This is a genomic window from Pseudomonas sp. LFS044, assembly GCF_047978245.1.
In the GTDB taxonomy this organism is placed as follows: Bacteria; Pseudomonadota; Gammaproteobacteria; order Pseudomonadales; family Pseudomonadaceae; genus Aquipseudomonas.
Genome location: NZ_JBFPFX010000002.1, coordinates 195,217 through 222,155 on the forward strand (window position 1 = coordinate 195,217; position 26,939 = coordinate 222,155).

At 60.0% G+C, this 26,939-nt stretch carries 30 protein-coding genes; 15 read left to right on the forward strand and 15 right to left on the reverse strand.

Annotated features, from left to right (window positions below; all coding sequences use genetic code 11):
* The 7 genes from ACNQPL_RS02475 to ACNQPL_RS02505 form a co-directional block, all read right to left on the reverse strand.
* Positions 1 to 582: a terminase small subunit gene (locus ACNQPL_RS02475; RefSeq protein ID WP_416465722.1), complete on the reverse strand. Its 582-nt coding sequence runs from the start codon at positions 580 to 582 to the stop codon at positions 1 to 3.
* A 160-nt stretch (positions 583 to 742) separates the two neighbouring features.
* Positions 743 to 1,090: a phage holin family protein gene (locus ACNQPL_RS02480; protein WP_125854740.1), complete on the reverse strand. Its 348-nt coding sequence runs from the start codon at positions 1,088 to 1,090 to the stop codon at positions 743 to 745.
* Positions 1,091 to 1,293: 203 nt separating this feature from the next.
* On the reverse strand, positions 1,294 to 1,773 hold the full coding sequence (locus ACNQPL_RS02485; protein WP_232097762.1) for a hypothetical protein: 480 nt from the start codon (positions 1,771 to 1,773) through the stop codon (positions 1,294 to 1,296).
* A 328-nt stretch (positions 1,774 to 2,101) separates the two neighbouring features.
* Positions 2,102 to 4,864: a bifunctional DNA primase/polymerase gene (locus tag ACNQPL_RS02490; RefSeq protein ID WP_416465725.1), complete on the reverse strand. Its 2,763-nt coding sequence runs from the start codon at positions 4,862 to 4,864 to the stop codon at positions 2,102 to 2,104.
* Entirely contained in the window at positions 4,861 to 5,064 is a 204-nt protein-coding gene (locus ACNQPL_RS02495; RefSeq protein WP_140174514.1) for a TraR/DksA C4-type zinc finger protein, read from the reverse strand. Before ACNQPL_RS02495 ends, ACNQPL_RS02490 begins: the two co-directional genes overlap by 4 nt.
* The gene (locus ACNQPL_RS02500) at positions 5,057 to 5,545 is read right to left on the reverse strand and encodes a phage regulatory CII family protein (protein ID WP_085625550.1); all 489 of its coding nucleotides are present in this window, start codon (positions 5,543 to 5,545) and stop codon (positions 5,057 to 5,059) included. Before ACNQPL_RS02500 ends, ACNQPL_RS02495 begins: the two co-directional genes overlap by 8 nt.
* 227 nt (positions 5,546 to 5,772) lie before the next feature.
* Entirely contained in the window at positions 5,773 to 5,967 is a 195-nt protein-coding gene (locus ACNQPL_RS02505; RefSeq protein WP_140174516.1) for a helix-turn-helix domain-containing protein, read from the reverse strand.
* 98 nt (positions 5,968 to 6,065) lie between these two features.
* Between ACNQPL_RS02505 and ACNQPL_RS02510 the strand changes: the two genes are divergently transcribed.
* The 6 genes from ACNQPL_RS02510 (at position 6,066) to ACNQPL_RS02535 (ending at position 8,819) form a co-directional block, all read left to right on the forward strand.
* Entirely contained in the window at positions 6,066 to 6,725 is a 660-nt protein-coding gene (locus ACNQPL_RS02510; protein WP_140174518.1) for a LexA family protein, read from the forward strand.
* Between the two features lie 255 nt (positions 6,726 to 6,980).
* A complete protein-coding gene (locus ACNQPL_RS02515; RefSeq protein ID WP_140174520.1) occupies positions 6,981 to 7,490 on the forward strand; it encodes a hypothetical protein in 510 nt (169 codons plus the stop codon).
* Positions 7,487 to 7,726 (forward strand): pyocin activator PrtN family protein, encoded by a 240-nt coding sequence (locus ACNQPL_RS02520; RefSeq protein ID WP_140174522.1) that lies wholly within the window; start codon positions 7,487 to 7,489, stop codon positions 7,724 to 7,726. The genes ACNQPL_RS02515 and ACNQPL_RS02520 overlap by 4 nt, the downstream gene beginning before the upstream one ends.
* 90 nt (positions 7,727 to 7,816) lie before the next feature.
* Entirely contained in the window at positions 7,817 to 8,314 is a 498-nt protein-coding gene (locus ACNQPL_RS02525; protein ID WP_140174524.1) for a hypothetical protein, read from the forward strand.
* Positions 8,311 to 8,559, forward strand: coding sequence for a hypothetical protein (locus ACNQPL_RS02530; protein WP_140174526.1), 249 nt, complete (start codon positions 8,311 to 8,313; stop codon positions 8,557 to 8,559). The genes ACNQPL_RS02525 and ACNQPL_RS02530 overlap by 4 nt, the downstream gene beginning before the upstream one ends.
* On the forward strand, positions 8,556 to 8,819 hold the full coding sequence (locus ACNQPL_RS02535; protein WP_140174528.1) for a pyocin activator PrtN family protein: 264 nt from the start codon (positions 8,556 to 8,558) through the stop codon (positions 8,817 to 8,819). The genes ACNQPL_RS02530 and ACNQPL_RS02535 overlap by 4 nt, the downstream gene beginning before the upstream one ends.
* 398 nt (positions 8,820 to 9,217) lie before the next feature.
* On the opposite strand, the gene ACNQPL_RS02540 is transcribed toward ACNQPL_RS02535, so the two are convergent.
* Positions 9,218 to 9,769 (reverse strand): TetR/AcrR family transcriptional regulator, encoded by a 552-nt coding sequence (locus ACNQPL_RS02540; protein ID WP_104926637.1) that lies wholly within the window; start codon positions 9,767 to 9,769, stop codon positions 9,218 to 9,220.
* Positions 9,770 to 10,480: 711 nt separating this feature from the next.
* On the opposite strand from ACNQPL_RS02540, the gene ACNQPL_RS02545 reads away from it, so the two are divergent.
* Both ACNQPL_RS02545 and ACNQPL_RS02550 read left to right on the forward strand, forming a co-directional pair.
* Positions 10,481 to 11,200, forward strand: coding sequence for an autoinducer binding domain-containing protein (locus tag ACNQPL_RS02545; RefSeq protein ID WP_015877499.1), 720 nt, complete (start codon positions 10,481 to 10,483; stop codon positions 11,198 to 11,200).
* Between the two features lie 6 nt (positions 11,201 to 11,206).
* Positions 11,207 to 12,172 (forward strand): MFS transporter, encoded by a 966-nt coding sequence (locus ACNQPL_RS02550; RefSeq protein ID WP_306674841.1) that lies wholly within the window; start codon positions 11,207 to 11,209, stop codon positions 12,170 to 12,172.
* A gap of 281 nt (positions 12,173 to 12,453) precedes the next feature.
* Here the strand turns inward: ACNQPL_RS02550 and ACNQPL_RS02555 are convergent, their stop codons facing one another.
* Positions 12,454 to 13,575, reverse strand: coding sequence for a site-specific integrase (locus ACNQPL_RS02555; protein ID WP_140175119.1), 1,122 nt, complete (start codon positions 13,573 to 13,575; stop codon positions 12,454 to 12,456).
* Positions 13,576 to 13,676: 101 nt separating this feature from the next.
* Between ACNQPL_RS02555 and dusA the strand changes: the two genes are divergently transcribed.
* The 3 genes from dusA to ACNQPL_RS02570 all read left to right on the forward strand — a co-directional run bounded on the left by dusA (position 13,677) and on the right by ACNQPL_RS02570 (position 17,758).
* Positions 13,677 to 14,687 (forward strand): tRNA dihydrouridine(20/20a) synthase DusA, encoded by a 1,011-nt coding sequence (gene dusA, locus ACNQPL_RS02560; RefSeq protein WP_416465729.1) that lies wholly within the window; start codon positions 13,677 to 13,679, stop codon positions 14,685 to 14,687.
* A 187-nt stretch (positions 14,688 to 14,874) separates the two neighbouring features.
* On the forward strand, positions 14,875 to 15,801 hold the full coding sequence (gene tal / locus ACNQPL_RS02565; protein ID WP_346615822.1) for a transaldolase: 927 nt from the start codon (positions 14,875 to 14,877) through the stop codon (positions 15,799 to 15,801).
* Positions 15,802 to 15,901: 100 nt separating this feature from the next.
* Complete coding sequence (locus tag ACNQPL_RS02570) at positions 15,902 to 17,758, forward strand: alkaline phosphatase D family protein (protein ID WP_416465731.1); 1,857 nt, start codon at positions 15,902 to 15,904, stop codon at positions 17,756 to 17,758.
* 163 nt (positions 17,759 to 17,921) lie between these two features.
* Here ACNQPL_RS02570 and rssC read toward each other — a convergent pair whose 3' ends face one another.
* The 3 genes from rssC to ACNQPL_RS02585 all read right to left on the reverse strand — a co-directional run bounded on the left by rssC (position 17,922) and on the right by ACNQPL_RS02585 (position 20,684).
* Positions 17,922 to 18,404: an anti-sigma factor antagonist RssC gene (rssC, locus tag ACNQPL_RS02575; RefSeq protein WP_186555062.1), complete on the reverse strand. Its 483-nt coding sequence runs from the start codon at positions 18,402 to 18,404 to the stop codon at positions 17,922 to 17,924.
* Positions 18,401 to 19,585 carry a two-component system response regulator RssB gene (gene rssB / locus ACNQPL_RS02580; protein ID WP_416465788.1) on the reverse strand — a complete coding sequence of 395 codons (1,185 nt, stop codon included), beginning with the start codon at positions 19,583 to 19,585 and terminating at the stop codon, positions 18,401 to 18,403. Before rssB ends, rssC begins: the two co-directional genes overlap by 4 nt.
* A gap of 391 nt (positions 19,586 to 19,976) precedes the next feature.
* Entirely contained in the window at positions 19,977 to 20,684 is a 708-nt protein-coding gene (locus tag ACNQPL_RS02585; protein ID WP_416465733.1) for a VacJ family lipoprotein, read from the reverse strand.
* 190 nt (positions 20,685 to 20,874) lie between these two features.
* Here ACNQPL_RS02585 and ACNQPL_RS02590 point away from each other — a divergent pair, with 190 nt between their 5' ends.
* Positions 20,875 to 21,438 carry a phosphonoacetaldehyde phosphonohydrolase-related protein gene (locus ACNQPL_RS02590; RefSeq protein WP_387529721.1) on the forward strand — a complete coding sequence of 188 codons (564 nt, stop codon included), beginning with the start codon at positions 20,875 to 20,877 and terminating at the stop codon, positions 21,436 to 21,438.
* Between the two features lie 122 nt (positions 21,439 to 21,560).
* Positions 21,561 to 21,824: a DUF4404 family protein gene (locus ACNQPL_RS02595; protein WP_346613863.1), complete on the forward strand. Its 264-nt coding sequence runs from the start codon at positions 21,561 to 21,563 to the stop codon at positions 21,822 to 21,824.
* Positions 21,825 to 21,955: 131 nt separating this feature from the next.
* On the opposite strand, the gene queF is transcribed toward ACNQPL_RS02595, so the two are convergent.
* A complete protein-coding gene (queF, locus tag ACNQPL_RS02600) occupies positions 21,956 to 22,786 on the reverse strand; it encodes an NADPH-dependent 7-cyano-7-deazaguanine reductase QueF (protein ID WP_416465736.1) in 831 nt (276 codons plus the stop codon).
* A 68-nt stretch (positions 22,787 to 22,854) separates the two neighbouring features.
* The gene (locus ACNQPL_RS02605; protein ID WP_416465738.1) at positions 22,855 to 23,358 is read right to left on the reverse strand and encodes a cupredoxin domain-containing protein; all 504 of its coding nucleotides are present in this window, start codon (positions 23,356 to 23,358) and stop codon (positions 22,855 to 22,857) included.
* A gap of 152 nt (positions 23,359 to 23,510) precedes the next feature.
* Here ACNQPL_RS02605 and cinR point away from each other — a divergent pair, with 152 nt between their 5' ends.
* Both cinR and ACNQPL_RS02615 read left to right on the forward strand, forming a co-directional pair.
* Positions 23,511 to 24,191, forward strand: coding sequence for a two-component system response regulator CinR (cinR, locus tag ACNQPL_RS02610; RefSeq protein ID WP_416465740.1), 681 nt, complete (start codon positions 23,511 to 23,513; stop codon positions 24,189 to 24,191).
* Positions 24,191 to 25,528 (forward strand): heavy metal sensor histidine kinase, encoded by a 1,338-nt coding sequence (locus ACNQPL_RS02615; RefSeq protein ID WP_416465742.1) that lies wholly within the window; start codon positions 24,191 to 24,193, stop codon positions 25,526 to 25,528. The genes cinR and ACNQPL_RS02615 overlap by 1 nt, the downstream gene beginning before the upstream one ends.
* 123 nt (positions 25,529 to 25,651) lie before the next feature.
* Here the strand turns inward: ACNQPL_RS02615 and ACNQPL_RS02620 are convergent, their stop codons facing one another.
* Positions 25,652 to 26,893, reverse strand: a complete 1,242-nt coding sequence (locus ACNQPL_RS02620) for a lipoprotein-releasing ABC transporter permease subunit (RefSeq protein WP_416465744.1) — start codon at positions 26,891 to 26,893, stop codon at positions 25,652 to 25,654.
* Positions 26,894 to 26,939 lie beyond the last annotated feature (46 nt).

Here is a 26,939-nt window from a genome sequence, read left to right on the forward strand (position 1 = left end):
TCAGCTCTGTGTGATCGCTCGGTCGAGGTCGATGCTGCTCATCTTGTCGACCTCGGTGAAGACTCGGCGGAAGGCGCTGGCGAGGTGCTTCTCGATATCCCATGGGTCACTCATCCCCACCAGCTCGGCAGCGAGTTGAGGTGCGAGCCCGAAGAACTGGTCACGAAGCATCCTGCCCGCCGCATAGGCCGCGTCTTCCACCGCTTTCCGCTCCACCAGGTTGCCCTGGACTTTGTTGAACTCGGCCTCGGCCAGCTGGGCGAGGTAATACTCGCGATGCGCCTTCGATTTCTGGAAGTTGTGAGCACCGCCGGGCGTCAGTTCCGGCTGTGATACCGCCGATGGGCCGGGGCCGGGCTGAAGCTGACTTCGAACGTCACGTTCGATGCGGCTCTCTTCGTGGCGGGCAGCAACAGCCGCCTTGCTCGGATCAGCGGACTCGGCCAGCAGCAACTCCGTGGCTTCGACATCGACCTTGCCGTCATCAGTCAGCACCAGGCGATCCTGCTTGGCCAGTTTGGAAACGTAGGATTTCGACCATCCGTGCCGGGCGGCGAACTCCGATTTAGTCAGCTGCGTCATGTCGAAGCGTCCAGTTCACCCAATGAATTCGGGGGGTTAACCAGTTCACCGTAGTTCACTAAGCTGGTGAACCTCCCGCTAACAAAGAACCGCGGGTTTCCTGCCCCGTACCCCGGCCATATCGCCAGGGTCCCCCGCCCCGCCGGGGCTGCCGGCCGGGTCATTGCCCCGGCTCGCCGGCCTGGGGCGGCGCCTGCTCCAGCCCCAGCCGCTTGGCGGCCCAGCGCATGTAGAGGTTGATCGCGACATCGGCGCCAGCCATCGCAGCCAAGCAACCAACCGCTGCTGCCGCCCATACCGAAACGCCGAGGGCGTACAGCAGCATGTTGGTCGAAAGACCGCAGGTCACGCAGGCACCAGAGCGCAACGCCAACCGGCGAATCAGCCCCCAACCGCGAGCGCCCGCCATATCCGCCCGCCACATCTCTCCCGAAACACCGCCGACCAAGGACAGCACGATCACCATCCAGATCGGCAGTTCGGCTAACGTTTGTTGCTCGCTGTTCATGTAAGCCTCATTGGCAAAGCACGGCGCCGGAAAAAGAAAACCCCGCCAGTTGGCAGGGTTCTCAATGCGCCGACATATCGGAGCGGGTCGCACAGCACAGTGCTTGTGGGGAAGCGCCTAAGCGCACTTTTCATATCGTGGCGTCTTTTTACATGCCATCGGAAAAACCGAAAAGAGGTCATTTTCGGTACTCCGTCTTGACGCTACTTCGACGCATCCTCAGCGCACACTCGGCGCATTGTGAACCGACGAACGGTATGTCGTCTGTTTGGCCCAGATCGAGCCATCAGGATGGCCAGCACCTGTAGGTGCAGTGACTTGATCCAGTTCCGATAGGTCCGGTCGGCACCCTCCGCCAGCCCGACCTCGCGCATTTGCTCACGGATGGTTGCCCCATGCAGATACCTGTAAGTGGCCAGTTTCGCCAGGATTGCCCCGCGCTTGTCACGGCGGTTTAACTCCGCAACTGCTGCATCAATCTCCGCTGCTGAATGATCCAAACCCGCTCCACTAATAAGTACCCTCGCCCCGGCAACTCCGCCACGAGGAGCTGCGCCCTTCCACTCCATGATGCTGCCCATCTGACTACCCAATCCGGCCTGATGCCCGAGGAGTGCCCGCTGCTCCCCCCAGTGCTGCATCAGCCCCTCAACCATTTGTAGGCGCTCGGCTTCGTCATTCATGAGTCTGCTCTCCCAAGATCCCCAACCCAACACAAAAAACCGCAACCCAACACAAACTCAACACAGTTAAAACTCAATAAATTCAGTGCCTTATCAATAGGTGTGTTGAGTGTGTTGGGTTTGTTGGGTTTTTTTGTCCTCGCATAGGTTTTTTTGTAGAGCCGTTGCGCCGAGAGAAATATTTCCCGCGCACGCGTGCGCGTGCGCAAACCCAACACACCCAACACAGAGGTACGGGAAGCCTTGAAATTCGGGGGTTCAACGTGTGTTGGGTTACACAAACCTACCCAACACAAACCCAACACACCCAACACAGGGGCATTTGGCTTCATGCAGCCACCCCCTTCACGTGCTCCCAAGCATCTACGTTCCACCCTGCAAGTTTCGCCTTGCTGCGCCAGGTGATAACGGCTTGCCCCAGCTCGGCCGCATTGAACGATGGGGGTAGGGAAGCATCGGAATCAGAGGGGAAGAAGAACGCGGCAAATCGACGGTTGTTTCCGTCCGTCCACGGAATCGAACGCGTCTTCTCGACCGTTGCGCTGAGCATCAGTGAGAACTTCGTCTGACTCATTGAGTGCTCTTTGTTACGCGAACACCATTCAATGAACAACGCGTACAAATCTGTAGCGAGGCAGCAACCCCAAAGACCTCGTCCAAGCTCTCCAGTTTGCCAGAGACTCAGGAAAGTTTGCCATGCCGTTCGGCTTAGCGCGACCAGGCGTTGTCTCGCCTCCGTCTTCGGAGGGCGAGTACGCTGATTGAAATCGCCGAGGTCGAGCGCGAGCAGCCAGCCGTAAAGCGCCGCTACACCGCCCTTGGCCAACTCCCGGCCAATGGCCTTTTGGCGCTCTACCGGCAGCGTTTGCAACGGCCACATCACCAGCATACGACGATCATCATCACTGATAGGCCAAGGCATGATCTCGTTGCTCAGGAAGACCGCATTCATGTGGTTGGCTTCTTCCCATCCATTGATGAACTTAGACTCCATCCGCACGGTCTTGCCAGTGATCATGTGCTTGATCTTACCCACTTGGTTGTAACGCTGGTCGCGGCTGACGACCTCCTCGAATACGGCCCACAGTTTGCGGCTCTGCCAGGCGTTGAAGCTACCTTCCAACTGCGTTTGCCCAACAGTCGCAGAGTACTGGCCGTACAACTGGCCGAAAACATCCGCAAACAGCAGGCTCTTGCCCGATCCCTCCATGATGGAGTGCATTAGCACTGCTGTATCCATCTTGGCCCCCATATTCTGGAGCGGATACGCCAACCACTTCGTCAGCCAGCCCAGCGCTTCCTCGTCATGGTTGCAGAGGAACGAGATCAACCAGCGCAGATTCTCGCAGGCTGCATCATCACGCACCGGCTCCAGAGGCAGCCCTTCGAAGGTGTTGATGTAGATGTTGGGATCCTTGGTCATGGTGGGATCGAACACGATATGGTCGACGTCCACCACGCGGCGATCCTGGCTGTTGAGCCACCACTTGTACTCTTCCCCCATTGCCATTTTCACGGCGCCTTCGGCGATACGGCGTTTCTTCTCTCTGTCCCAAACGTCCTTGGTACCATCGATGTACACGTATCGCTCGATGGGGTCGAGCTTCAGTGCACCGCCTTTCTTGGCTGAGAGACGCCGAGCCTGATCAAGCTCCTGTGCTTGCTCGGGCGCGATCAACTTCTTGTCGGTACGCTCCATCCACTCCTTCGCAAGCGGCTTGCCTATAAGAGCCTCGAAGCCGCCACGCTTCATTGGCTTCGCTTTGTCCATGTCCCAGACGTTTGTGGTCCCCTCGACTAGGGCGAAGCGGCGCATTGCGGTGGCAATGTCCATAGTACTTCCCCCCTCCCCCCCGTTGGCCGCGAAGGCGCCCGCGCCGGGCTCGCTTGTCGTGGGCGTTGCATGGCGGTGCACCTCCTCACTTGTCAGCCCATCCTCAAGGTGGCCAACAGGCTCATTAGCCGATGGGGCTTGGGTAAGCTCTCCAATGGGCGGAGGGGCCGGCGGTCTCGACTTCGCATCCAGCCCTAACATTCGCGCCGCCGCTTTGGTTGCCTCTCGTTGGTTGCCGTCGTGCACAAGGATGCAGTACACATCGAAGGCATCATTCTTGTGACCGTTAGCCAGCGGATCTGAGCTGTGGTGCGAATACAGCTTGCCCTCCGAGATCGTCACACCAGGGTCACCACTGCTGCTGTGAGGGCAGAGCCACTTGCCACCAATGCGCTTGTAGCCGTGCCCCTCAATCAAAGTGGCGATATCGTAGGTTCGGTTGAACTCAGGAATGACTTCAGGCAATGAACTACCTGACGGCGCAGTGGCTGGACGAGGGCGCGGGGTTGGTTGAGAGACCGCCGGAGCCGACTTAATAGCCCACGGGCACACTGCGAGCGCCTGGGGCTTGAGCTGGTCCCAATTTAGCCAGATGTTCAACAGCTCGGCGGGCAGATCAGGAAGGCCGGCGGCAGATGGTGGTATACGCCATGTGTACGGCTGACCGGTGCCTGGGTGAATGGAGGGCGGCAGAACGTCTTGCACAGCGCCACCACGTAACTCGAAAACGGTGATTTTCTTAAAAGGCTCAGCCGCTATCTTAAGAGCCGCCTCGCGTGTCGCGTCACCAGCATCCTTCGCCGCCACCATTTGAGCAGTGAGCGCTTTCAAGATCGAACCATCCGGGTCGGCCTGGTTTGGCCACGCCAAAGAGCGCCGGCTCAGCTCAACCTCATCCGGCACCCGAAACATTACACGGAAACGCGCAGGGTTACCCACAGCGGTTGGGTATGCAGCTGCGAGCGCCTCCAGATCCAGCCCAAAGGCGTCGCGCAAAGCAATACGGGACAGCGCGACATCATCCACATCAAGCGAACAAACACGACTAGGGCCGAGCACAACACCAAGGTTGTGATCGGGATGCTCCAACCAGAACGCCTCCGCAGCGTTTGCATCGGTGATATAGCCCTCAGGGGTATTCCAAGCCTTACCTTTTGGGCCTTTTTCGCCCGGTTCAATGGGCACCAGGGCGAGGCCAAAGGTTTCGATGTAACGGCGCGCCCATCCGGCCGTAGTTGCTACTGGGCGCTCACTCATCGACGGCGCTCCCGCAGCTCCTGGCAGTCGACGCAGGTATCGCAGCCCTCGACGGTCTGCTGTCGAGCCAACGGAATCGGCTCGCCGCAGTCGTCGCAAAACTGTGCGCTCGGCTTGCCAGGCAGACGCGCAAGGCGCTGCAACGACAGCTGGAGAAAGTACTCGACCTGATCATTCGCGAAATCGACTGCATCAGCCATTGACCTGGTCCTCCATAGCCTGACGCGCACCTGACGTAATCGCCAGTACCTGGCGGATAACATCCAGGCCACACGCCTCAAGCTTCTGCACTTCGTGCAGCTCCCACACGTTGTCAGCAGCACCTTCGTGCATGCTGCTCACGAACTCAGCAGCTTCCTTCAGCAAAAGGCCAACCGCTTTCAACTGCTCGTTGGTTGCAGGGATCGGGCACGGTCGGTACCAAACTACGCCGGCCGCACGCCCCAAAGCGTCGAGGACACGCCGGTCTGCGGTCCACTGCAGCACCTCTTCCAGCTCGTCCGGGGTGAGCCAGCGGCGCTCTTCGTCGTGCTTAAGCTTTTTCTGGAGAGCGTCGAGATCCATACCCATCTCAAACGCCAGGCGGGTGATCCCACCCTTGTAATCGCGACCGGCGCGGTAGAGCGCCTGCTTGAGGGATAGTGCCGGCCCTACTCCCGGCAGAGTGTCGATACGACTCATAAACCGTTAAACCTCGATTAACGGTGTAGTCACAGAGGTAAGTACGCCCTATCCTGTGAATACAACCGGTGTGCTGTGCTTTGCGTGCTGTGCGGGCATTTCACGCGGTTCTAGTCATCCGGCGAATCTTGTGGTGAGAGGCAACCGGATGGCGGGTACAACGGCGCTCTGCGCCGTGCTTGCTGAGCTAGGAATTCTTGTGGTGAGAGGCCCTAGCTCAGCAGTCCTTACTTAGGCTGCTTTTCAGCGACCTTTTTTTGCTCTTCATAGAACTGCTCAATAGCCTTGCCGATCTCATAGCGGACGGCCGCGCCTTTGGTTGCTCGATAGATCGTTGGCTGTGTGACGCCAACTCGATCTGCGATCGCACGCTGCGAAAACCCCAGATCAGTCAGTTTTTGAAGCATCTCTTGAATGGTCATTGCACCCACCGATGCGTTATCGAATTGGCATGATAATACCCAAACGAATTGATGCGAGCAATACAATTCCGATACGCAAACGAATCAGAGCATAGGCCGTGATAGGAAAGCGCGTAGCACAGCGAATGCATGAACTGCAGTGGTCTGAAGGGGAATTGGGAAGACGGTCAGGGGTACCGCAGCCGACCATCCACCGAATCCTCACCGGCACCTCTGCAAGCCCACGCCAGGCGAACGTCGAAAAGCTGGCGAAAGCCTTGGGCGTCACCAGCGAGTGGCTTTGGAAAGGAGGGGAAGCGCCTGAACTAGTTATCGGCCCCAACTCCAACATCGAACCAGGACCACGTATTCGCGGATTTGTACCGCTGATCTCATGGGTACAGGCGGGAACGTGGTGTGAAATGCAGGATGTCCTCGAACTGCAGGATGTAGAAAATTGGTTGCCTTGCGCTGTATCTCATAGCAACGCGACGTTCGCCCTGAGAGTCCGAGGCTTATCAATGTTCAACCCACATGAGCGGCGCTCGTTCATGGACGGCGACATCATCTTTGTCGACCCGAACAAGGATTATGAGAACGGCTCTCTGGTAATCGCCAAGCTCGCAGACAGCAAGGAAGCCACGTTTAAGCAGTTGGTACTGGAGGGGGAGCGCAGATTTCTCAAGCCATTGAACCCATCTTGGCCTGACCCAATTATTGAGCTGCCCGAAGACGCTTCGATCTGTGGTGTAGTGGTTTCCAAGCTGGAAATCTTCTGACCACACCGCCCATACGGTCAATACGAATTAGTATTGACCGTATAAATTCGTTTAAGTATTGTCTGGACCTCTACCCTCTCACCACCGAGGTCCAGATATGCCAACTGCACAGCACAGGAACGGGTGCAAGATCTACTTGCACCCCACCACCTGCACCCACCCCGCCATCGTTGAAGCGTTTCAACGCTCGACCGGTCTGCAAGTGATCGTCTCCCCTGGGGGCAACGTCCGCGCTGTCCCTAACGGGGGTGCGGTATGAACGAATTCACTATCAATCTACGCCGCGTGATGCTGCTGGAGCGCACGCTGGAGAATGGCGGGAACACCACCTGCCCGCTACGGCGTCCCGAAACAACTGTCGACGCTCACATTCAGGTGGAGAACGACAGCCGCGATCACCACCTGCAAGTGCGGTTCGGCCCCTATACGGGCTCGATAACCCTGCGCCGTGGTGACTCCACTAAGTACATGTCCCTGCGCGATTTCCTGCAGGACGTAGCCAATGGCCGAACAGAGTCGGGCTTACAGACCCAACGCGCTATCGCCTTGATGGAAGCGCTGGACTGCGTGAGCGATGTTCTCCCGGAAGGCCTACGCGCCTTCATCACCCCCACCACCGACCAAGAGCAACCGTTTGGGACCGTTGTCACCAACGACCAAGGCGAGATTCGCGCGACGGCGTACGGCAGCTGTAAGCACACGCTTGCCGAAGCGGTGCGCGCCAAGCTCGGCCGACTCCCAGTGAGTCACGGGGAGCACCCATGACCGACACGCTTCGCCAATTGCGCAATGAGTGGACAACACCCTGCCCGACACTGACTGCCGTGCGAGAGCGCTACTTCCCGCACATAAAGACAGATCGCCGGTTCAAGGAGTTGATCAACGCCGGAAAGATTGGGCTGAAGCCTACAAAGCTGCATCACTCAGCCCGAGCGCAGTACGTGATCTACCTGCACGAACTCGCCGACTACCTAGACACCCAAGCGAATAAGACGGCGTAACAGAGGCGGCCCCGGCCATCAGGGGCAACGCTTCAGCACCAGGCCACCACCACACTTCCGGCCGGTGCTGGACACTTCGGAGCACAGCACATGCAACCGCATCAACAAGTACTCGCCCTAGGTATCCTGTGGCTGGCTACCCTGATTGTTCTGCCCTTACTGTTTGCGAAAGCTCGCCATCGCGCCTTCAACCGAGGCCTGGACACCGGCAAACAGCGCCTGAAAGCCGATCTGAAATTGCAGATTAAAGGCCTTCAAGACGACCTGGACAAAGCCCAAGTTCAGACCGAAGCGGACCATCGCAGGCATCACCTTGCTGTCGCACAACTAAAAGGCAGCATCCGCGAGCTGGAAGCCCGGATCATGTCTTACACCGGGTTAGCAGTGGCCAGAACAGATTACGAGCTGCTTATCAGCGCCATCGAAACATTGAATCTGACTGAGCGGACGCTAATCGCAATGAAGGCAACTCAGCAGGCATCACGCGCGAGCTTGCAAGCCACCCAACTGGGAGGCCTGGCTAAACGGATTCACACCCAATTGCGCGAAACCCCTGCCGGTGCCACAAGCGCGGAGGAGGCAGCATGAGCCAGCACGACGATCCCGCACCGACCGCGACCCCCAACGCAGCCGCTTGGCTCGGCCAGGCCGGGCTGTATCGAACTCGGTTTGAGGCCGTGCGCAACTTCGAGCAGTCCATAGCGCCAGTTAGCGCCGACGAGTTGTTTAACCTTGCCAGCAAGCAGGTGCTAACCCAGCTCAGTGAGGGTAGGCAATCCGCTCGGCCCAGCAACGCAGAGACGAATTCGCTGGAACAGGAGGGCCATGCGTGAACACAGCCTTTCTTTTGATGGCGCAGTACAACGGCACGGCGATTATCTCGCTCGAACAGGTATGCGCTGACTACTTCACGCACCTAACGCCGCTTGTATTCCAACGCAAGGTGCTGGCCGGAGAGATCAAGCTACCGATCACCCGGCTTGAACCGAGCCAGAAGAGCGCCCGAGGCATACACATTGCTGATCTGGCTCTCTACCTGGACCAGCAGCGGGATGCTGCGCGAAAAGAGTGTGCGCAATTGAATAAGAGGTGACGGGTACGCTGATACGGAGATTTCACCCCACTTGATCAGTGTCAACCGGCCGCACGGAACATCTGGCTGCATCCGACTCTTCACCCATTCGAATACGGCTTAGCTACCTTGCGTCGATGGCCGCCTGCGATGGCGGCTATCGACCCGCCCCCTAAATCGGCTGGATCAGAACGGCTGAAAATGCCCAAATCCATTATGTGATAGTGACCGCTTTCGACCCAGAGCGGACGTTCATACCCTTACAAGAAACGCAGCAACGGCGTCGGTTTACATCCCGCAGCGAGAGCGGCAACCTCTTTCAATCATCAGACAGGACGTTACCGTGCCGCTTATACCTACGTAGTTTGGATATGCTGGCCAGATAACGCTTTATTTTTTTGTCTGCCAAACAATGACTATTACAAATCGGATAGCCTGGCTATCATTTTGTAAGCGTCTTCACGAGCAATGGGGATTACTGACCGATGAAGAATGACCCCTTCAATCAGAGCATCTAGCGCGACTGCTGACAAGGGGGAGAAAAAGAGTTCGAGTGATCCTCTGATTTCAAGCATCCAGTCTTTCATAACATTCTTCATCACAGAGTTACGACCCGCGAAAATATAGAGCTCGCAAGTCAGCTGGATCGTTCTAGTGCCGAATGTGAATCTTTCAAAGATAACATCCACGATCGCATTGCAAGCGTCTTCTTTAGTCTTTGCTTTTCGAATTGCTGCTGCAAATCGAGTAGATACGCATTGAGCCAACAGCTGGAATGCCTCCAGCAGCAGCTCCTGCATGCTCGGGAAGTAGTGTGTAAGTGAACCGAGAGGCACGCCCGACAGTTCGGAAATCTTTCGGTACGTTGTGCATACAACCCCGTGCAGTTCGATGCAGTCTAGGGTTGCCTTGAGGATATTCTCCCTACGATGAGGGTCTTGCTGCCAAGTCTTCCGTTTCTCGTTCGTCATGCATGCTCCTATCTCTGCCAGCTGACATTAGCATAGGGCAAGAAACCGTACAACCGTACGATTTCATTGACCTCGATCAGCGCTCGCAGTAGGATAGAAATCGTACACCTGTACGGTTTCTTGCGCTGGGCAAGAGCCCGAAACAAATAGCTAGTGGGTCAGGAAATTTTTTGGATGAACACATTGACCAGTGTTATTGATGAGTGTTTGTATGACGAGAAGTTCGACGAATCGATTATTGGCTTGAGGAAGTAGACGAAGACACTTTACAGTCAGTTCAACGCCACAACGCCCTATGAAGACCTTCTCTGATCACAACTCATCAATGCTATTTTTTATGGCTGCGCGCTGAACGGTATGGGCTAAGATGTCGGCGAAAAATTCGGCTATTCACCTGGTGTCCTTACTAGCTAGCTCTACATGGGAAAGGCTCTAGCTTTCTAGGTCGCACGCGCCAGCAAAAATTTTATTACCGGTCTGAACCATAAGTTACGGGCTTAGTGTCCGCTTGCCAACTACAGGCTTTATTAGATGAATAGTACGGAACGAACTTTTTTTACCTCTAATACGCTTTCCGCCTCCAGATATGCTTTCTTCCTAGCGGGATCTTGTATGGGCGCATGGGCACCTTTGGTTCCATTTGCTAAGGAAAGGGCGCAGATAGGTGAGGCGGCACTAGGTCTGCTCCTCTTGGGCCTTGGTACCGGATCAATGGAACTACGCTGGCAGGATGCCTACCACCAGTTCAATACGGCGGAAAACGAGCAGCAGCTCTTTCACCAGGTTTCCGCATACTCGAAGCGTCTCGGCTTCGAGTACTGCTGCTATGGAATCCGCGTGCCGCAGCCGGGATCGCAGCCCTTGGTCGAGATCTTCGACACCTATCCGCCGGGCTGGATGGCGCACTATCAGGCGCGCAACTACATCGAGATCGATCCGACCGTGCGCGACGGGGCGGCGAGCCCGAACATGATCATCTGGCCCGACGCCGATGCGGCGGAGCAACCGTCGCTCTGGCGCGACGCGCGCGACTTCGGCATGTCGGTCGGCGTCGCGCAGTCGAGCTGGGCCGCGCGCGGCGTGTTCGGACTGTTGACCATCGCGCGGCGCTCGGACCGCCTCACGCCGGCCGAGATCAACAGCCTGACGCTGCAGGCCAACTGGCTCGCCAATCTCTCGCATTCGCTGATGGGCCGGTTCCTCGTGCCGAAGCTGTCGCCGGCCGCGAGCATCTCGCTCACCAAGCGCGAACGCGAGGTGCTGAGCTGGACCAGCGAAGGCCGCACCGCCAGCGAGATCGGCGAACAGCTCAACATCTCCGAGCGCACCGTCACGTTCCACATCAACAACATCCTCGCCAAGCTCGGCGCGGCCAACAAGGTGCAGGCGGTCGTCAAGGCGATCGGCATGGGGCTGATCCAGGCGCCGTAGATGTGCATGATGCCGTTTGTGGCCAGTTTAGCGAATCGAATTGGCTGCAGGACAACTGTCTATCTTGCAAGCGCTGTTACCGCTGTTGCCCTTGTTGGTCTGGCAACTGCCACTTCATATTGGGCACTCTTGTCTTTTTTGTTTATTTTTGGGGCCGCCATCGGTACAGCCGATGTAAACATGAATCTTCAAGGCTCGCTTGTCGAGCGTCACCACGGCAAGCAGATGATGTCTGGCTTTCATGGCCTGGCCAGCGTCGGCAACATTTTCGGCGCCGGTACGGTAAGCCTCCTGCTCTGGTTAGGCCTCAATCCTGTACAGTCAATACTTACATTAGCTCTTGGATTAGGCGTGGTGCTCTTATCTCTTGGTCGTCACATGCTCCCGTTCGCGGAGCTAGAGGGAGCGCCGGCTAAGATGAAGCCAACCAGGCTAGTGTTGTTACTGGCGGGGCTGTGCTTCATCGCTTTTCTGGTTGAAGGTTCTATGCTCGACTGGAGTGCTGTCTATTTGACTTCAAACCGGGACGTGGATTCTGATATTGCGGGCATCGGGTATGCCGCTTTTTCGGTGACCATGGCAGTAGGGAGGCTGTCAGGTGATTGGATCGTCAGCAGGGTAGGGTCGCGAACAGTGCTACTGATAGGAAGTTTGTTGGCTATGGGCGGCATGGCGTTGGCGGTGGGTATCGACCACTGGATTGTTTCGGTTTGGGGGTTCGTGCTCGTCGGATTAGGAATCTCGAATCTCGTTCCGATATTTTGCTCCACGGCCGGGCATCAGACTGTAATGCCCGTGGCTCAAGCGCTGGCGATAGTCAATGCGATCGGCTACCTAGGCATACTGATGGGGCCGGCTGCGATTGGATTGATCGCTCATGCGACGTCCCTAAGCTTCTCTTTGCTCTTCACCTCAGCGTTACTGATCCTCGTCCTCTGCGGCGCTAAGATCGCATCAGACAAAGAGCATTGAGTCTGGCAGGTAATGGCCGTCTCGGGGGCACAGGTGCCGATCACTTTTATTTTTGCTGGAAACGAACCTGTTGCCGCGCTGGAGGAGTGGAGATTCTCTCGCCCTGCGCCTTTCGCACAAAGCTCCATAAGCGCCAAATGTATTGTCCGCAAAGAATGAGGCAATGCTGGCCGCTGTGAGTGGCCGCTATGGGTCGAAAGCGGCCACTCCTGCCAGCCGGATCGACTCAAAGCGCTGCTACGCGCAGGGCTAATCACCGCCGTTCCGTGTACCCCAACAAACTACTCAACCCGGGCGCCTAGGGCGACTGGGGCCTGGATAATCCGCTCTAACCAACTCCACTCCATATATCGATCACCACGCCCCCTCAGATGGGTGTAACGCCGCAGCGAGTTCCAGTCCCGATGACCGGAAACACTCGACACCCTCGGGATATCCCAATCCATTTCGAACAACCGGCTCACACCTTCATGGCGCAGATCGTGAAAATGCAGGTCCTCCACGCCAACCATCTTGCACGCTCTGGACCAGGCCGTGCCGATTGAGTCGGTGTTGTAAGGGAAGATCTCAGCGCACTGACGCGGCATGCTTTGCACAATCGCCCACGCCTCATCCGGCAGATGGCACCACACATCGTTACCGATCTTCTGCCCGGGGTTCTTCATGTCCCGCACTTTCACCGCCTGGCGGTGCTCATCCAGATCCTCCCACATGATGCGAGCGATCTCGTCCATACGGCGCGTGGAAAAGATGGCAAACGCAACCACCTTCGGCATGTGAATGACTGTCGGACGCCGTGCAAGCATCTCGAAGAAATGCTCAAGCACCTTGTCGAGTTCTTCAAGCGTTGGCCGGCGATCCCGCTCCCGGCTCTTCATGTTGTAGCCGAGGCGTTTCAGGACAAGGCGTGCGTCGGGCATAGCTTGGGGGTTGATCTCGTACTCCCACGCCGCCCTGGCAAGCGACAACACTGAACCCAGGTGAGCCAGATCATTGCCGGCTGTCTGCGGTTTGATACCACCGCCTGCGGGGCTCATACGCCATAGGGCATAGTCCACCAGCACCTGCTGGCTGATGTCGGAGTCGACCATCTCACCCAGGTAGCTGTTCTTGATGGCGTTTAAAGTACGTCGCTTGCTCTCGCCCAGAGGCCGAGCTTTCTCTGCCTCTACAAGGTAACGGTCAATCATCTGTTTGACCGTGTGCCCTACCCGGTTGGCGCGCTCGATAGCACCAGGCTCAGACAACTCAGTTTCCCGTCGCTTCGCCCAGGCCACTGCAGCCTGTTTGCGGGCGAACGTTTGGCTCTCTTGGTAGACTGTCACCTTGTCGCGATTAATGCGGATCTGGACGAGGTAGCTAGTGCTGCCATCGGCCTTTTTACGCGTTCTGATCGTTGCCATCTGAGATTGGTACACGTCGTCTGTCGATTGGTACATTGTACCAAGCGCTTGATAAAAACGCCCCAAAACCCCGAAAATCGGTACAAAACACGTTGAACGAAATGACTGCAACATCAGGCTCCAAGCCACAAACCACGCGCCCTGAGCCGTCACGCCGCTTCAGCGTTGCCCCCATGATGGACTGGACCGACCGCCACTGTCGCTTCTTCCTGCGCCTGCTCTCCAAGCACACGCTGCTCTACACCGAAATGGTCACCACCGGCGCCCTGCTGCACAACGACGCCCACCGTTTCCTCCGCCATGACGTCTCCGAGCACCCGCTGGCGCTGCAACTGGGCGGCAGCGTGCCGGCCGACCTGGCCGCGTGTGCGCGCCTGGCGGAGGATGCGGGTTATGACGAGGTCAACCTGAATGTCGGCTGCCCGAGCGACCGGGTGCAGAACAACATGATCGGCGCCTGCCTGATGGCCCACCCCGTGTTGGTTGCCGATTGCGTCAAGGCCATGCGTGATGCCGTGTCGACGCCGATCACCGTGAAGCACCGCATCGGCATCAATGGCCGTGACAGCTATGCCGAGTTGTGTGATTTCGTGGGTACGGTGCGCGAGGCGGGCTGCCGCAGCTTTACCGTGCATGCGCGGATCGCGATTCTCGAAGGGCTGTCGCCGAAGGAAAACCGTGAGATTCCGCCGCTGCGTTACGACGTGGCCGCGCAATTGAAAGCGGACTTCCCGGACCTGGAGATTGTGCTCAACGGCGGCATCAAGACCTTGGAAGAATGCCAGGCGCATCTTCAGACGTTCGATGGCGTGATGATGGGGCGCGAGGCGTACCACAACTCGTATGTGCTGGCTGAGGTGGATCAGCTGCTGTTTGGCAGTGATGCGCCGGTGGTCAGCCGTAGCGAGGCGATGGCGCAGTTGCGGCCTTATATCGTGGCGCATATGGAAAGTGGCGGTGCGATGCATCACGTCACCCGGCACATTCTGGGGTTGGGCCAGGGCTTCAAGGGGGCGCGGCGGTTCCGGCAGTTGCTGTCGGCGGATATTCACAAGGCGCCGGAGCCACTGGTGGTGTTTGACCAAGCGGCGGAGTTGTTGCAGGGGCGGTAAGGTGGTCTGGCGGGCCTATCGCCGGCAAGCCGGCTCCCACAGGGACCGCGCTGTTCTTTGTGGGGAACCTCGTGCTGGCTGGTGACTCGAATCATCACCTTCGACAATTCGCCACCGCCCCAATGGCCCCTTGAGCGGCCGTCGGGGCTCGGGTAATGTCGAGACATCGCACAGGACAGAGCACGCCATGACTTCCAAGCTGGAACAACTCAAGCAGTTCACCACCGTTGTCGCCGACACCGGGGACCTGGACGCCATCACCCGCCTCAAGCCGGTGGATGCCACCACCAACCCGTCGCTGTTGCTCAAAGCTGCCGCCATCCCGGGCTATGCCGAGCTGCTCAAGCAGGTCAAAGGCGACGCCAAGGGCGATGTCGACCTGGCCTGCGACAAGTTCGCCGTGGCCGTGGGCGCGGGTATTCTCAAGGCGATTCCGGGGCGTATCTCCACGGAAGTGGATGCTCGCCTGTCGTTCGATGAGCCGGCACTGCTGAACAAGGCCCGCCAGCTGATCGGGCTGTATGAGGCGGCTGGGGTGCCCAAAGATCGTGTGCTGATCAAGCTGGCCTCCACCTGGGAAGGCATCCGTGCTGCCGAGAAGCTTGAGAAGGAAGGCATCCAGACCAACCTGACCCTGCTGTTCTCGTTCGCCCAGGCACAAGCGTGCGCCGATGCCGGGGTGTTCCTGATTTCGCCGTTCGTGGGCCGTATCTACGACTGGTACAAGAAAAGCACCGGCCAGGAATATGTCGGCGCCGAGGACCCGGGCGTGCAGTCCGTCACGCGTATCTACAACTATTACAAGGCCAACGGTTACGACACCGTGGTCATGGGCGCCAGCTTCCGTAATATCGGCCAGATCGAGCAACTGGCTGGCTGCGATCGCCTGACCATCAGCCCGGAGCTGCTGCAGCAACTGAGCGATGACCAGGGCGAGTTGCCGCGCGCACTCAAGCCAGGCAATGCCGGCGAGGCCAAGCAGGTGCTGAGCGAAAGCCAGTTCCGCTGGGCCATGAACGAAGATGCCATGGGCACCGAGAAGCTGGCCGAGGGCATTCGCCAGTTCGCGCGCGACCAGGAGAAACTGGAAAAGCTGATGGCTGACAAAGCCTGACACAAATCTGGTTTGCCAGGCGGGCGGGAAATGTTCAGCATTTTCCGCCCGTTTTGCTTCACTCCCGCCGAAACGGGCCTTTCAGACACCAGAGCTGTTGATGACCCTCACCTCCTTGCCCCTCGTTCTCGCCGGCCCGGTACTGCGCCGCCTGGAGCCCCAGCGCCTGGCCATCTGGCTAGTCGGCAGCCAACCGTTGCAACCCGAGTTCATCATGGATGGCGCGGCCAAGGTGGGGTGCCAGGTCATTCCGATCGGCCAGCAGGCTTTTATTCACCTGCTGGACATCCATTTCGCCCAACCCCTGCCCTGTAACGTCGCCATCGAGTACGACCTGCTGGTCAACGGCCAGGGCATCGCCGACTGGGCGCCACACCTGCTCTACCCTGGCACCCAGCGGCCGAGCCTGGTGCTGCGCGATCGCCTGGAGCAACTGCTGCACGGCTCGTGCCGCAAACCCCATCACCCAGCCGCCGATGGCCTGCTGTGCGCCGACCGTTTGCTGGCAGCTTGCAAGCCTGAAGCGCGCCCTGCTGTGCTGCTGATGACCGGCGACCAGGTGTATGCCGATGACGTTGCCGGCCCGATGTTGCGGGCCATTCATTCGCTGATCGAGCGCCTCGGCCTGTTCGATGAGCAGCTGGAAGGCGCTGTCGTCGCCGACAGCCAGTCGCTCTACCAGCACCCTGCCAGCTATTACCACCGCGCCGACCTGCTGCCCGCCCAGGAACGCAACGAAACCTTGCGCGAGCGCTTCTTTGGCGGCAAGCGCAAACCGATATTCTCCTCCAGCAATGCCGACAACCACCTCGTGACCTTCGCCGAGGTCATGGCCATGTACCTGCTGGTGTGGTCGCCCGTGCCCTGGCAACTGGTCAGCCTGCAGATGCCCGCAGGCCTCGCCGAGCCGCACCAGGCGCGCTACCGCGCAGAACTGCCGTTGATCGAGGCGTTTGCCGCCAACCTGGGCCAGGTGGCGCGGGTAATGGCCCACCTGCCCTGCCTGATGATCTTCGACGATCACGACATCACCGACGATTGGAACCTCTCGGCGCAATGGGAAGAAACCGCCTATGGCCACCCCTTCTCGCGGCGGATCATCGGCAATGCCCTGCTCGGTTATCTGCTGTGCCAGGCCTGGGGCAACGACCCGGATAGCTGCACGGCCCTGGCCGAGCAGTACCAGGCCCTCGCACGCCCGCAGCTGGAGCGCCAGGCGCAAGACCAACTGATCGGTGATCTGCTGCGCTTCCAGTGCTGGCAGTTCAGCCTGCCCAGCAGCCCACCGCTGCTGGTGCTGGACACGCGCACGCGCCGCTGGCGCAGCGAGAGCGACCTGGCCAAACCTTCAGGCCTGCTCGACTGGGAGGCGCTGAGCGAGCTGCAGCAAGCGTTGCTCGACCACCCTTCAGCGATCATCGTGTCACCGGCGCCGATCTTCGGGGTCAAGCTGATCGAAACGGTACAAAAGCTGTTCAGCTGGCTGGGCTACCCGCTACTGGTGGATGCCGAAAACTGGATGGCCCACCGCGGCGCCGCCCAGGTGATCCTGAACATTTTCCGCCATTCGCGCACGCCCGGGCATTACGTGGTGCTGTCGGGCGATGTGCACTATTCGTTCGTCTACGAGGTGTTGATTCGCCATCGCCAGCGCAGCCCGCACTTGTGGCAGGTCACCAGCAGCGGGATCAAGAATGAATTTCCGCGACGGCTGCTGGATGTGCTCGACCGGCTCAACCGCTGGCTGTATTCGCCGCGCTCACCGCTGAACTGGTTTACCCGGCGACGGGAAATGGAGGTGGTGCCGCGTACGCCTAGCCATAGCAAGGCCGGGGAGCGGTTGTGGAACAGTGCGGGGTTGGGGCAGGTGTTCTTTGATGAACAGGGGCGGCCGGCGCGGGTGTTTCAGCTGAATGCTGATGGCGCCGAGGCGACGGAGTTTGCGCGGCGGGAGTGATTGGGCGGGGGGTATTTTATAGGGCTTGCCGGCCTCTTCGCGGGGTAAGCCCGCTCCCATTAACTGGACTGCCCGCAAGGGTTGGATTGGTGTCGGACAGTCCAAACCCGTGGCGCCTGTGGGAGCGGGCTTGCCCCGCGAAGAGGCCCCTGCGAACGAACAATCAGGACCGCTCTAGCGCACTCACCAGGTCATGGAAGGCTTCACGGTTGGAGTCATTCAAGCCCATGAGAATCTTGTGCGCCTCCAGCACCTTGGAACGCACCACGTCTTCGTTCTGATCTTGCGAAGGCAGGTCGGTCAGGCACTCCGGGCATGGCACTGGGCGGTCGACGATGTTGAACACCTGGTCGAACCCCATGGATTGCAGCAGTCGCGAAATATCCGGGTTGGTGGTGACCACAGTCGGCAGCAGGCCGACTTTCTGCCGCGACAGAATCGACAGCTTCGCCAGCAGGCCCAGCGTGGTGCTGTCGATGCTTTCGGTTTCCGTCAGGTCGATGACGATGGCCGAGAAATTCAACGCGGTGAAGATTTTCTCGATCGTCGCATCCAGCGCCGAACACAGCGTCAGGCGCACTTCACCGACGAACTTCAGAACGAAGGTACCACTCTGCTCGGCGAACTGGATTCTACCGGTACTCATTGAAGGTTCCTGCTCATCACCATTAGGGCGATATCATCCGGCATCTCCCCAAGCGTAGCCAATCCAAATCGTTGGCGCAGCCCATCCAGGCTGCCACCCGCTGCCTTGACGATTTCCGGCAAGGCGGCCTCTTTATCTTTGAGCGTGTCACCTGGCAAAAGGTCCAGGATGCCATCAGACATCAGGCTCAGGCTGAATTGCGGCGGCAGCTCCATGACCAGGTCCTGGTAGGTGGCTTCGTCGAACAAACCCACCGGCAGGCCACGGCCTTCCAGGTAGCGGGCCTGGCCCGGGGTATACAGCACCGGCAGCGGCAGGTGGCCGCCAACGGCGTAGGTCAGCAGGCCGGTGTCTTCGTCGATCACCCCGCCAACCATGGTCACGTGCTTGCCCAGCTTGGAGTTGATCAAGCCACGGTTGATATGGCTGAGCACTTCCGACGGCTTGAATTCGCGCAATTTGCTGTTGCGCTTGAATTCGAACATCAGCCGGGTGGTCATGAATTTCAGCAACACGGTGACGAATGCCGATGACGCGCCATGCCCGGAGACATCGGCCAGATAAAACGCAATGCGCCGATCATCCACACGGAAATAGTCGGTGAAGTCGCCAGACAGGTACAGCGACGGGATGATCTGATGCTCGAAAGCGAATTCCCCGACAGCCCAGGGGCTCTCTGGCAGCATGTTCATCTGCACCTGCCGACCGGCGGTCTGGTCCTCCTGCAACAGGTGCAGGCTGGCCTCCAGCTCTCGGTTGGCCGCTTCGAGCTTGTCGCGGTAACGCTGGTTTTCCACCACCAGGCGCGAACGGTCGAGCGCTCGGCGCACCGAGTGCTCGAGCACGGCAAGGTCTTCCAGCGGCTTGATCAGGTAGTCCGCCGCGCCAAGGCGCAAGGCCTCGACCGCGTCGCTCATCACGCCGGCCCCCGATACCACGATCACCGGCAACTGCGGGGCGCGCTCGCTGACCTGGCGGATCAGCTCGAGGCCGCCCATCTGCGGCATGCGCAGATCGCAGATCACGAGGTCGGGCTGGTGTTCTTCAAAGACCTGGAGCCCCTGCTGGCCATTACTGGCCTGGAGGACGCTGAAGCCACTGTCTTCCAGATAGGCGGCGAGGCTCGCACGGACCACGTCGTCATCATCGATGATCAGCAGCGTTGCACTGATTTTCTGCATGTGGGCGAACGGCGCCGATTTGGGTTGGTGCAGGGGCGTCTGCAAGGCTGACATCCGGCTGCTGGAATACTCTGTGGTAACACTCTACTTGAGTTGTAGGCCAAGAAGGCGGCCCAGGCAACCGGCAGAGGTACCTTGTAAGGCGCAGACGGTACTCCCATCCGCCAGGCGTTTCAAGCATGCGTGGGTCGAGTTCGATGCTCTTTGCAGGCGAAATCACCGGGAGTTATAAGAAAGGTGACCTGTGTAACCCAATGAGCAGGATGCCGCACGCCAGCGAAGCCCTCAAATCGATGAGAAACGCGGCTTCATCCGCATGCGCATCCTCGCCATGCATTGATCTGTTACGAAAAAGGCGACCCGAAGGTCGCCTTTTCAGCACAGGCCTGACTCAGAAATCGTCTTCGACCTCGCCATCCTTCACCTTGAACTCACGGTTCTGCAGGTAGGCGTTGCGAATGAAGATGTATTTGTCACCCTGAATCAGCTTTTCAGCGGACAGCAGGCTGGCGCGTGTATCGACGATATCCAGGCCGAAGATCGAGTTGCGGGTCGGCACGTGGTCGATGTAGCGGTACGGCTTGGTGTAGCTGTCCGGGTACTTGGCCAGGCCGTCACGCACGGTGCTCGGGCCAAGCAGCGGGATGACCACGTACGGGCCGCTGGGTACGCCCCAATAGCCGAGGGTCTGGCCGAAGTCTTCGTCGCTGCGCTGCAGGCCCATCTTGGTGCCCACATCGAAGAAACCGCCGAGGCCGAAGGTGGTGTTGACGATCAGCCGCGCCGTGTCCACGCCCGCCGCATGCGGTTTGAGCTGCAGCACGTTGTTGGCCAGGTTGGTGACATCGCCCAGGTTACGGAAGACGTTGTGGATACCATCCTCGAGGAACTGGGGAGTTACTGCCTGGTAGCCCTGCGCCAATGGCTTGAGGGCATAGGTGTCGAGGATATCGTTGAAACGGAAGATCGGCCGGTTGACCGTCTCCCAGGGATCCTCCTCGGTGGCTGCCTGGGTGGCTGCCACGGGTGCCAGCAGCAAGCTGGCACAGACACAGGCCTGGGTGACTCGCTCGATCACACCGGCACCGATCCTACGCATAGATGTTTCTCCATCGAATTTCTCGGCCGCAAGCGCAACAGGTACGCCGCTGGTAAGGCGGCAGTATAGAGGCTTGCGGGCTGATAAACAGCTTTACAAATTTTTGTTCAATATTTTGTGAACATGTGTTGAGCGTCATAGGCCCGTAACAATGACCGCATAGCCTGCGAAATATTTCAGGGAAGTTGCCATGCACGATGCGCCCGCCTTTACCGCTGTGCTGTTCGGCCTGCGCGGTTGCCTGGTCCAGGCCGCCAGCGGCAGCCCCCTGCCCGCCCCCGGGGCCCTCGACACCCTCGCCGGCCTGCGCCGCCAGCAGGTGCCGTGCATCTGGCTCGACGACCTGAGCAGCACCCAGGGCAAACGCCTGGCCAGCGTGCTACCCGACTGGTTGCCGGGGCACGTGGCCAATGGCGTGCGCTGGCCGGCGCCGAACGCCTGCTGGCAGGCACTGATGGCAATCGACAGCCGATGCCTGGACGGCTGCGTACTGGTCAGCGGTGAACCGCGCCTGCTGCAGTCGGGCCTGAACGCCGGTTTGTGGACCATTGGCCTGGCTGCCTGCAGCCCATCCTGTGACCTAGGCTCGCAGGCGTGGCAAGGCATGAGCCAACAGGAACAAGAGCTGGCCCGCGGCAAGGCCACGCTGGAGCTGTTCCGCCTGGGCGTGCACTCGGTGATCGACCACCTCGAAGCGCTGGACACCTGCCTGACCGACATTGCCTTGCGCCGGCGCAAAGGTGAAAAACCCTGACACAGCACCCTTGATGCGGATCATGCAAAGCACCGGCGAGTGGATTACGCTGAAGACAGGCACGAACCTTTGCCGCTTCGCTGAGGTCCATGCCTTGCCAAGCCATTGATGGAGAACAACCAATGCCTGCCCGCGAATTGCAAGAGCGCCTGAACAGCTTGCGCGAGCAACTGGATCGAAACGTACCGCTTACCGATGAAGAACTGGCCGCGCTACACGAGGAAGCCAGGCAGATCGAGGCGCAACTGAAGCTTGAAGAGGCCACGCCGGACAACAACGTGGTGGACGGTGTCAACCTGGCCATAGAGCGCTTCGAGGCCGACCACCCGGACCTGACCGCAACCCTGCGCAGCATTGTCAACTCGCTGCACAGCATGGGCATCTGACAAAAGCTGGGGCCGCTTCGCGGCCCTTTCGCGACACAAGGCCGCTGCCAAAGGCTATGCGCTGCTCGGTGTACCTGTGGGAGCGGGCCTGCCCCGCGAATGGGCCGAGAAACGGCCCAGTGATGTCAGAACTACTGCCGCACCAGACGCACATTCTCAGGGTTTATCGCCGTTGTGCTGCGGTACGGGTTGATATCCAGCCCACCCCGGCGCACATACCTCGCGTACACGGTCAGATGCTCAGGCTGCAGCAGGTTTTTCAAGTCCAGGTAGATCCGCTCCACGCACTGCTCGTGGAAGTCGGCATGCTGGCGGAAGCTGATCAGGTAAGTCAGCAGGCTGGCAGGGTCCAGCGCCCGGCCCTTGTACTCGACCACCACGCTGCCCCAGTCTGGCTGGCCCGTCACCGGGCAGTTGGACTTGAGCAGGTGGCTGTGCAGGGTTTCTTCCACTACACGTTCCGGGTCGCAGCGCAGCAGCTCTGGCTGTGGCTGTTCGTAGTTGCTGATGGCCACGTCCAGCGCATCGATGCACTGCCCTGGCAGCGCCACGACACCTTGCGCCTCCACCTCTGCCAACGTACGCACCTTCACACCCACCGGCTTGCCGGCAGCCGCCGACAAATCCTTTTCAAGGCAAGCCTGCAGCTCAGCGATGGAAGCGAACGCAGTCTGGTTCAAGGAGTTGAGGTAGAGCTTGAACGACTTCGACTCGATGATGTTCGGCGAATCGGCAGGGATGGCGAACTCACCGATCGCCACCACCGGCTTGCCCGACGGCAGCAGCCAGGACAGTTCGAAGCAGTTCCAGTAATCCACGCCTTGCCACGGCAGAGTCTGGGCGGTAACGCCCAGCTCGGCCCACTTGGCCGTGCGCGGGATCGGGAACAGCAGCGAGGGCGTGTAGGTGGCGATGTACTCGCTGGACTTGCCCAGCGGGGAATGTTCGGCGGCGGGATGCATGCAAACTGACCTGAAGGTTTGGAAATGCCCTTAGTCTACCGTTTTTACACCCCGCCTTGCAGCGCAAGTCACTCGATGGTCAGCGGCCCGACCATGCCAGCCTGATAATGCCCCGGCACGTTGCAGGCGAACTCGATGGGCGCCGACTGGCGGAAGGTCCAGGTCAGCTCGGCACGCTGGCCGGGCTGCACCAGCACGGTGTTGCCAGCGTCATGGCCGTGATCACCGTGGTTCATCTGGCCGTGGTCCATGCCATCGTGGTTCATGCCGGCAGTGAACAGTTTGCCCTGCATGGCGATCATTTCTTTCTGGTGCTCGGCGTGCATGGCCTTGTCGCCCAGGTTGAATTCGTGGGGCAGCTGGCCTTTGTTAATCAGGACAAAGCGCACGGTCTCACCGGCCTTGACCTTGAGGCTCTGGGGCTCGAAGGCGATGTCCTTCAACACCACCTCGACCGTGCGGGTGGCCTTCGCCGCCGGGGCTGGCTCGCCAAAGGCGAAGCTTTTGCCACCGTCTGCGAGGCTGGGCAGGCTGACCAGGGCAAGGGCGGCGGCGATGAACAGGTGTTTCATGATGACTCCAGTACTTACAGCAGGGATGAGGCCACTTTAGAAAGCGCTGACTGGCAGCTGACTGACGGGAAGATTACAACTTTGTCAGCTTGGCCGGCGGCTGGGATAGTCACGTATCATTTCAGCCATCACACCGTACCTGTGGGCACTGCATGAAACTGCTGATCGTCGAAGACCAGGCCCGCACCGGCCAGTACCTGAGCCAGGGCCTCAGTGAAGCGGGCTTTGCCACCGAACTGGCTACCGACGGCGAAACCGGCCAGCACCTGGCCCTGAGCGGCGATCACGACCTGCTGATCCTCGACGTGATGCTGCCAGGCCGTGATGGCTGGCAGATCCTCCAGGCCGTGCGCCAGGCCGGCCTGGACACGCCGGTGCTGTTCCTCACCGCGCGCGACGCCGTCGAGGACCGCGTGCACGGCCTGGAGCTGGGCGCCGACGACTATCTGGTCAAACCGTTTGCCTTTTCCGAATTGCTGGCCCGGGTCCGCAGCCTGCTGCGCCGCGGTGCCAGCCCCAGCCAGGACACCGCCCTCGCCCTGGCCGACATGCGCCTGGACCTGATCCGCCGCCGCGCCGAGCGTGCAGGCAAGCGCATCGACCTCACCGCCAAAGAGTTCGCTTTGCTCGAATTGCTGCTGCGCCGCCAGGGCGAAGTCCTGCCCAAGTCGCTGATCGCCTCGCAGGTGTGGGACATGAATTTCGACAGCGACACCAACGTCATCGAGGTCGCCATCCGCCGCTTGCGCTTGAAGATCGATGACCCACACCCCAACAAGCTGATCCACACCGTGCGCGGCATGGGCTATGTACTCGAAGAGCGCAACGACTGATGCGCAGGCTTTCCCTCGGCAGCCGCCTGGCACTGCTGTTCGCCGCCTGTACCGCCGCCGTTTCGCTCGGTGCCGGGCTGCTGTTCAACCGCGCCAGCGAGCAGCACTTCATCGAACTCGACCAGCAATTGCTCGAATCGCGCCTGTCGCTGCTGCGTAGCCAACTCTCCGGGCTGGAACGCCAAAGCGACCTGCAAACCCTGCTGCCAGCCCTGCGCAACGAGCTCAGCCACCAGGCCGACCTGGCCTTGCGCATCACCGGCAACGATGGCCGCGCATGGTACGCCAGCCGCAACGCACTGCCCGATGCCCCCACCGCCACCGGCCTGGCGACCGTGCATGCGGGCGGCGTCGACTACCGCAGCCTGGCCGTCCGGCTGAACCCTGAGGCCCGGCTGACCCTGTTTCTCGACATCACCCACCATCAGCATTTTCTGCAAGGCATGCAGCGCCTGATCTGGTTGACGGTGGGCCTGTCGGCACTGGCCACAGCACTGCTGGGTGCCTGGGCCGCACGCCGCGGGCTACAGCCGTTGCGGCAGATGGGCCAGGTGGCTGCCAGCGTTTCGGCGCGCTCGCTGACCACACGCCTGCCCGTCGCACAGATGCCCGAAGAGCTGGCAGAACTGGCCAGCACGGTGAATGCGATGCTGCAGCGCCTGGAAGACGCCTTCCAGCGGCTTTCGGCGTTTTCCGCCGACATCGCCCATGAACTGCGCACGCCGCTCTCCAACCTGCTGACCCACACCCAGGTCACACTCACCCGCCCGCGCAGCCTGGAAGACTACCGCGAGGCCCTGCATGGCAACCTGGAAGAGCTGCAAGGGATGGCGCAGATGATCAACGACATGTTGTTCCTGGCCAAGGCTGACCATGGCCTGCTGGTGCCAGGGCAGGCGGCGCTGGCGTTGCACGACGAGGTCGATGCATTGCTCGAGTACTACGCACCGCTGGCCGAAGAGGGTGCGGTAGCGCTGGTGCGCGAAGGTGAAGCGACGCTGCAGGGCGACCGGCACATGCTGCGCAGGGCGTTGTCCAACCTGCTGGACAACGCCCTGCGGTTTACGCCAGCGGGCGGGGAAATACGCGTGACGCTGGCGCCTGGGTCAAGCATCTGCGTGGCCAATACCGGCATGCCGATTGAGCCTGCTGCATTGCCTCGGCTGTTTGATCGGTTTTACCGGGTGGACCCGTCGCGGCGGGAAGGCTGCAGCGAACATGCGGGGCTCGGGTTGGCGATTACCCGCTCGATCATCCAGGCCCATGGTGGGAGTATCCGGGCGGAGTGTGGGGGCGGCTGGACGCGGTTCTTGATTGAGTTCAGCGAAAATCTTTAGATCGCGGGGCTGCTTTGCAGCCCATCGCCGGCAAGCCAGCTCCTACAGGTACAGCAGCGCCATCAAGTGCTGCACCGTACCTGTGGGAGCCGGCTTGCCGGCGATAGGGCCGGCAATGACGCTTCAGACCGCCAGCCCGATCGCCGGCTGCACCTGCGAAGCCCGATACGCAGGATAAATGGTCGCCAGGAAGCTCATCACCAACCCCGCCGTACAGATGATCGCCACATCCCCCCACTGCAGCTCGGAGGGCAGGCTGCTGATGAAGTACACATCCGACGTGAAGATATGCTGCCCGCTCACCCGCTCCAGCCAGCCGACAATCTGGCTGACATTGAACGCGGCTATCACCCCGAGCACACCACCAATCAAGGTGCCGACAATGCCGATCAGGCTGCCCTGGACCATGAAGGTACCCATGATCTGTGCCGGCGTGGCCCCCAGGGTGCGCAGGATGGCGATGTCCGGCCCCTTGTCGTTCACCACCATCACCAGGGTGGCGATGATGTTGAATGCCGCCACGGCGATGATCATCATCAGCAACAGGCCGATCATGGTCTTTTCCATCTTCATGGCGCTGAACAGGCTGCCCTGGGTGTGCGACCAGTCATCGGCACGGTAGGCATCACCCAGCCCGGCCGCGATGGCCTTGGACACCTGTGGCGCGGCATACAGATCATGCAGTTTCAGGCGCACGCCCTGCACCTGGCCCGGTGCCCAACGCTGCATCTCGCCGGCGTCGGCCACATGCATGTAAGCCTGCGAGCCATCCAGCTCGGCGCCCACCTTGAAAATACCGACCACCGTCAGGCGCTGCATGCGCGGGGTGATGCCGCCCGGCTCCTTGCTGATTTCCGGCACGATCAGGGTCAGCTTGTCACCGGTATTGAGGCGGAAACGCCGCGCGGTCAGTTCGCCGATGACCACACCGTATTCACCCGGCTGCAAGGCCTGCAGGCGCCCCTGGACGATGTGCTGGCCAACGATCGAGACGTTGCCCTCCTCGGCCGGGTCGATGCCGCTGACCTGTATCGGCTGCATGGCGCCCTTGTAGGAGAGCATGCCCTCCATCTCGGTGATCGGCGCGGCGGCCACAACCGCTGGGTTCTGCAGGGCGGCGTCAGCGGCCTTGCGCCAGTCGTCCAGCGGCTGCACACCGAGGATGCTGGCATGCGGCACCAGGCCGAGGATGCGCGAGCTCATTTCGCGCTGGAAGCCGTTCATCACCGACAGCACCACGATCATCGCCAGCACGCCCAGCGACAGGCCGATCATCGAGGTCATCGAGATGAACGAGATGAAATGGTTGCGGCGCTTGGCACGGGTGTAGCGCGCACCGATGAACAAGGGCAAGGGTCTGAACATGTAAAACACCCAATGAAAGAGTTGCGGGGCGGCTCACGCCACCCCG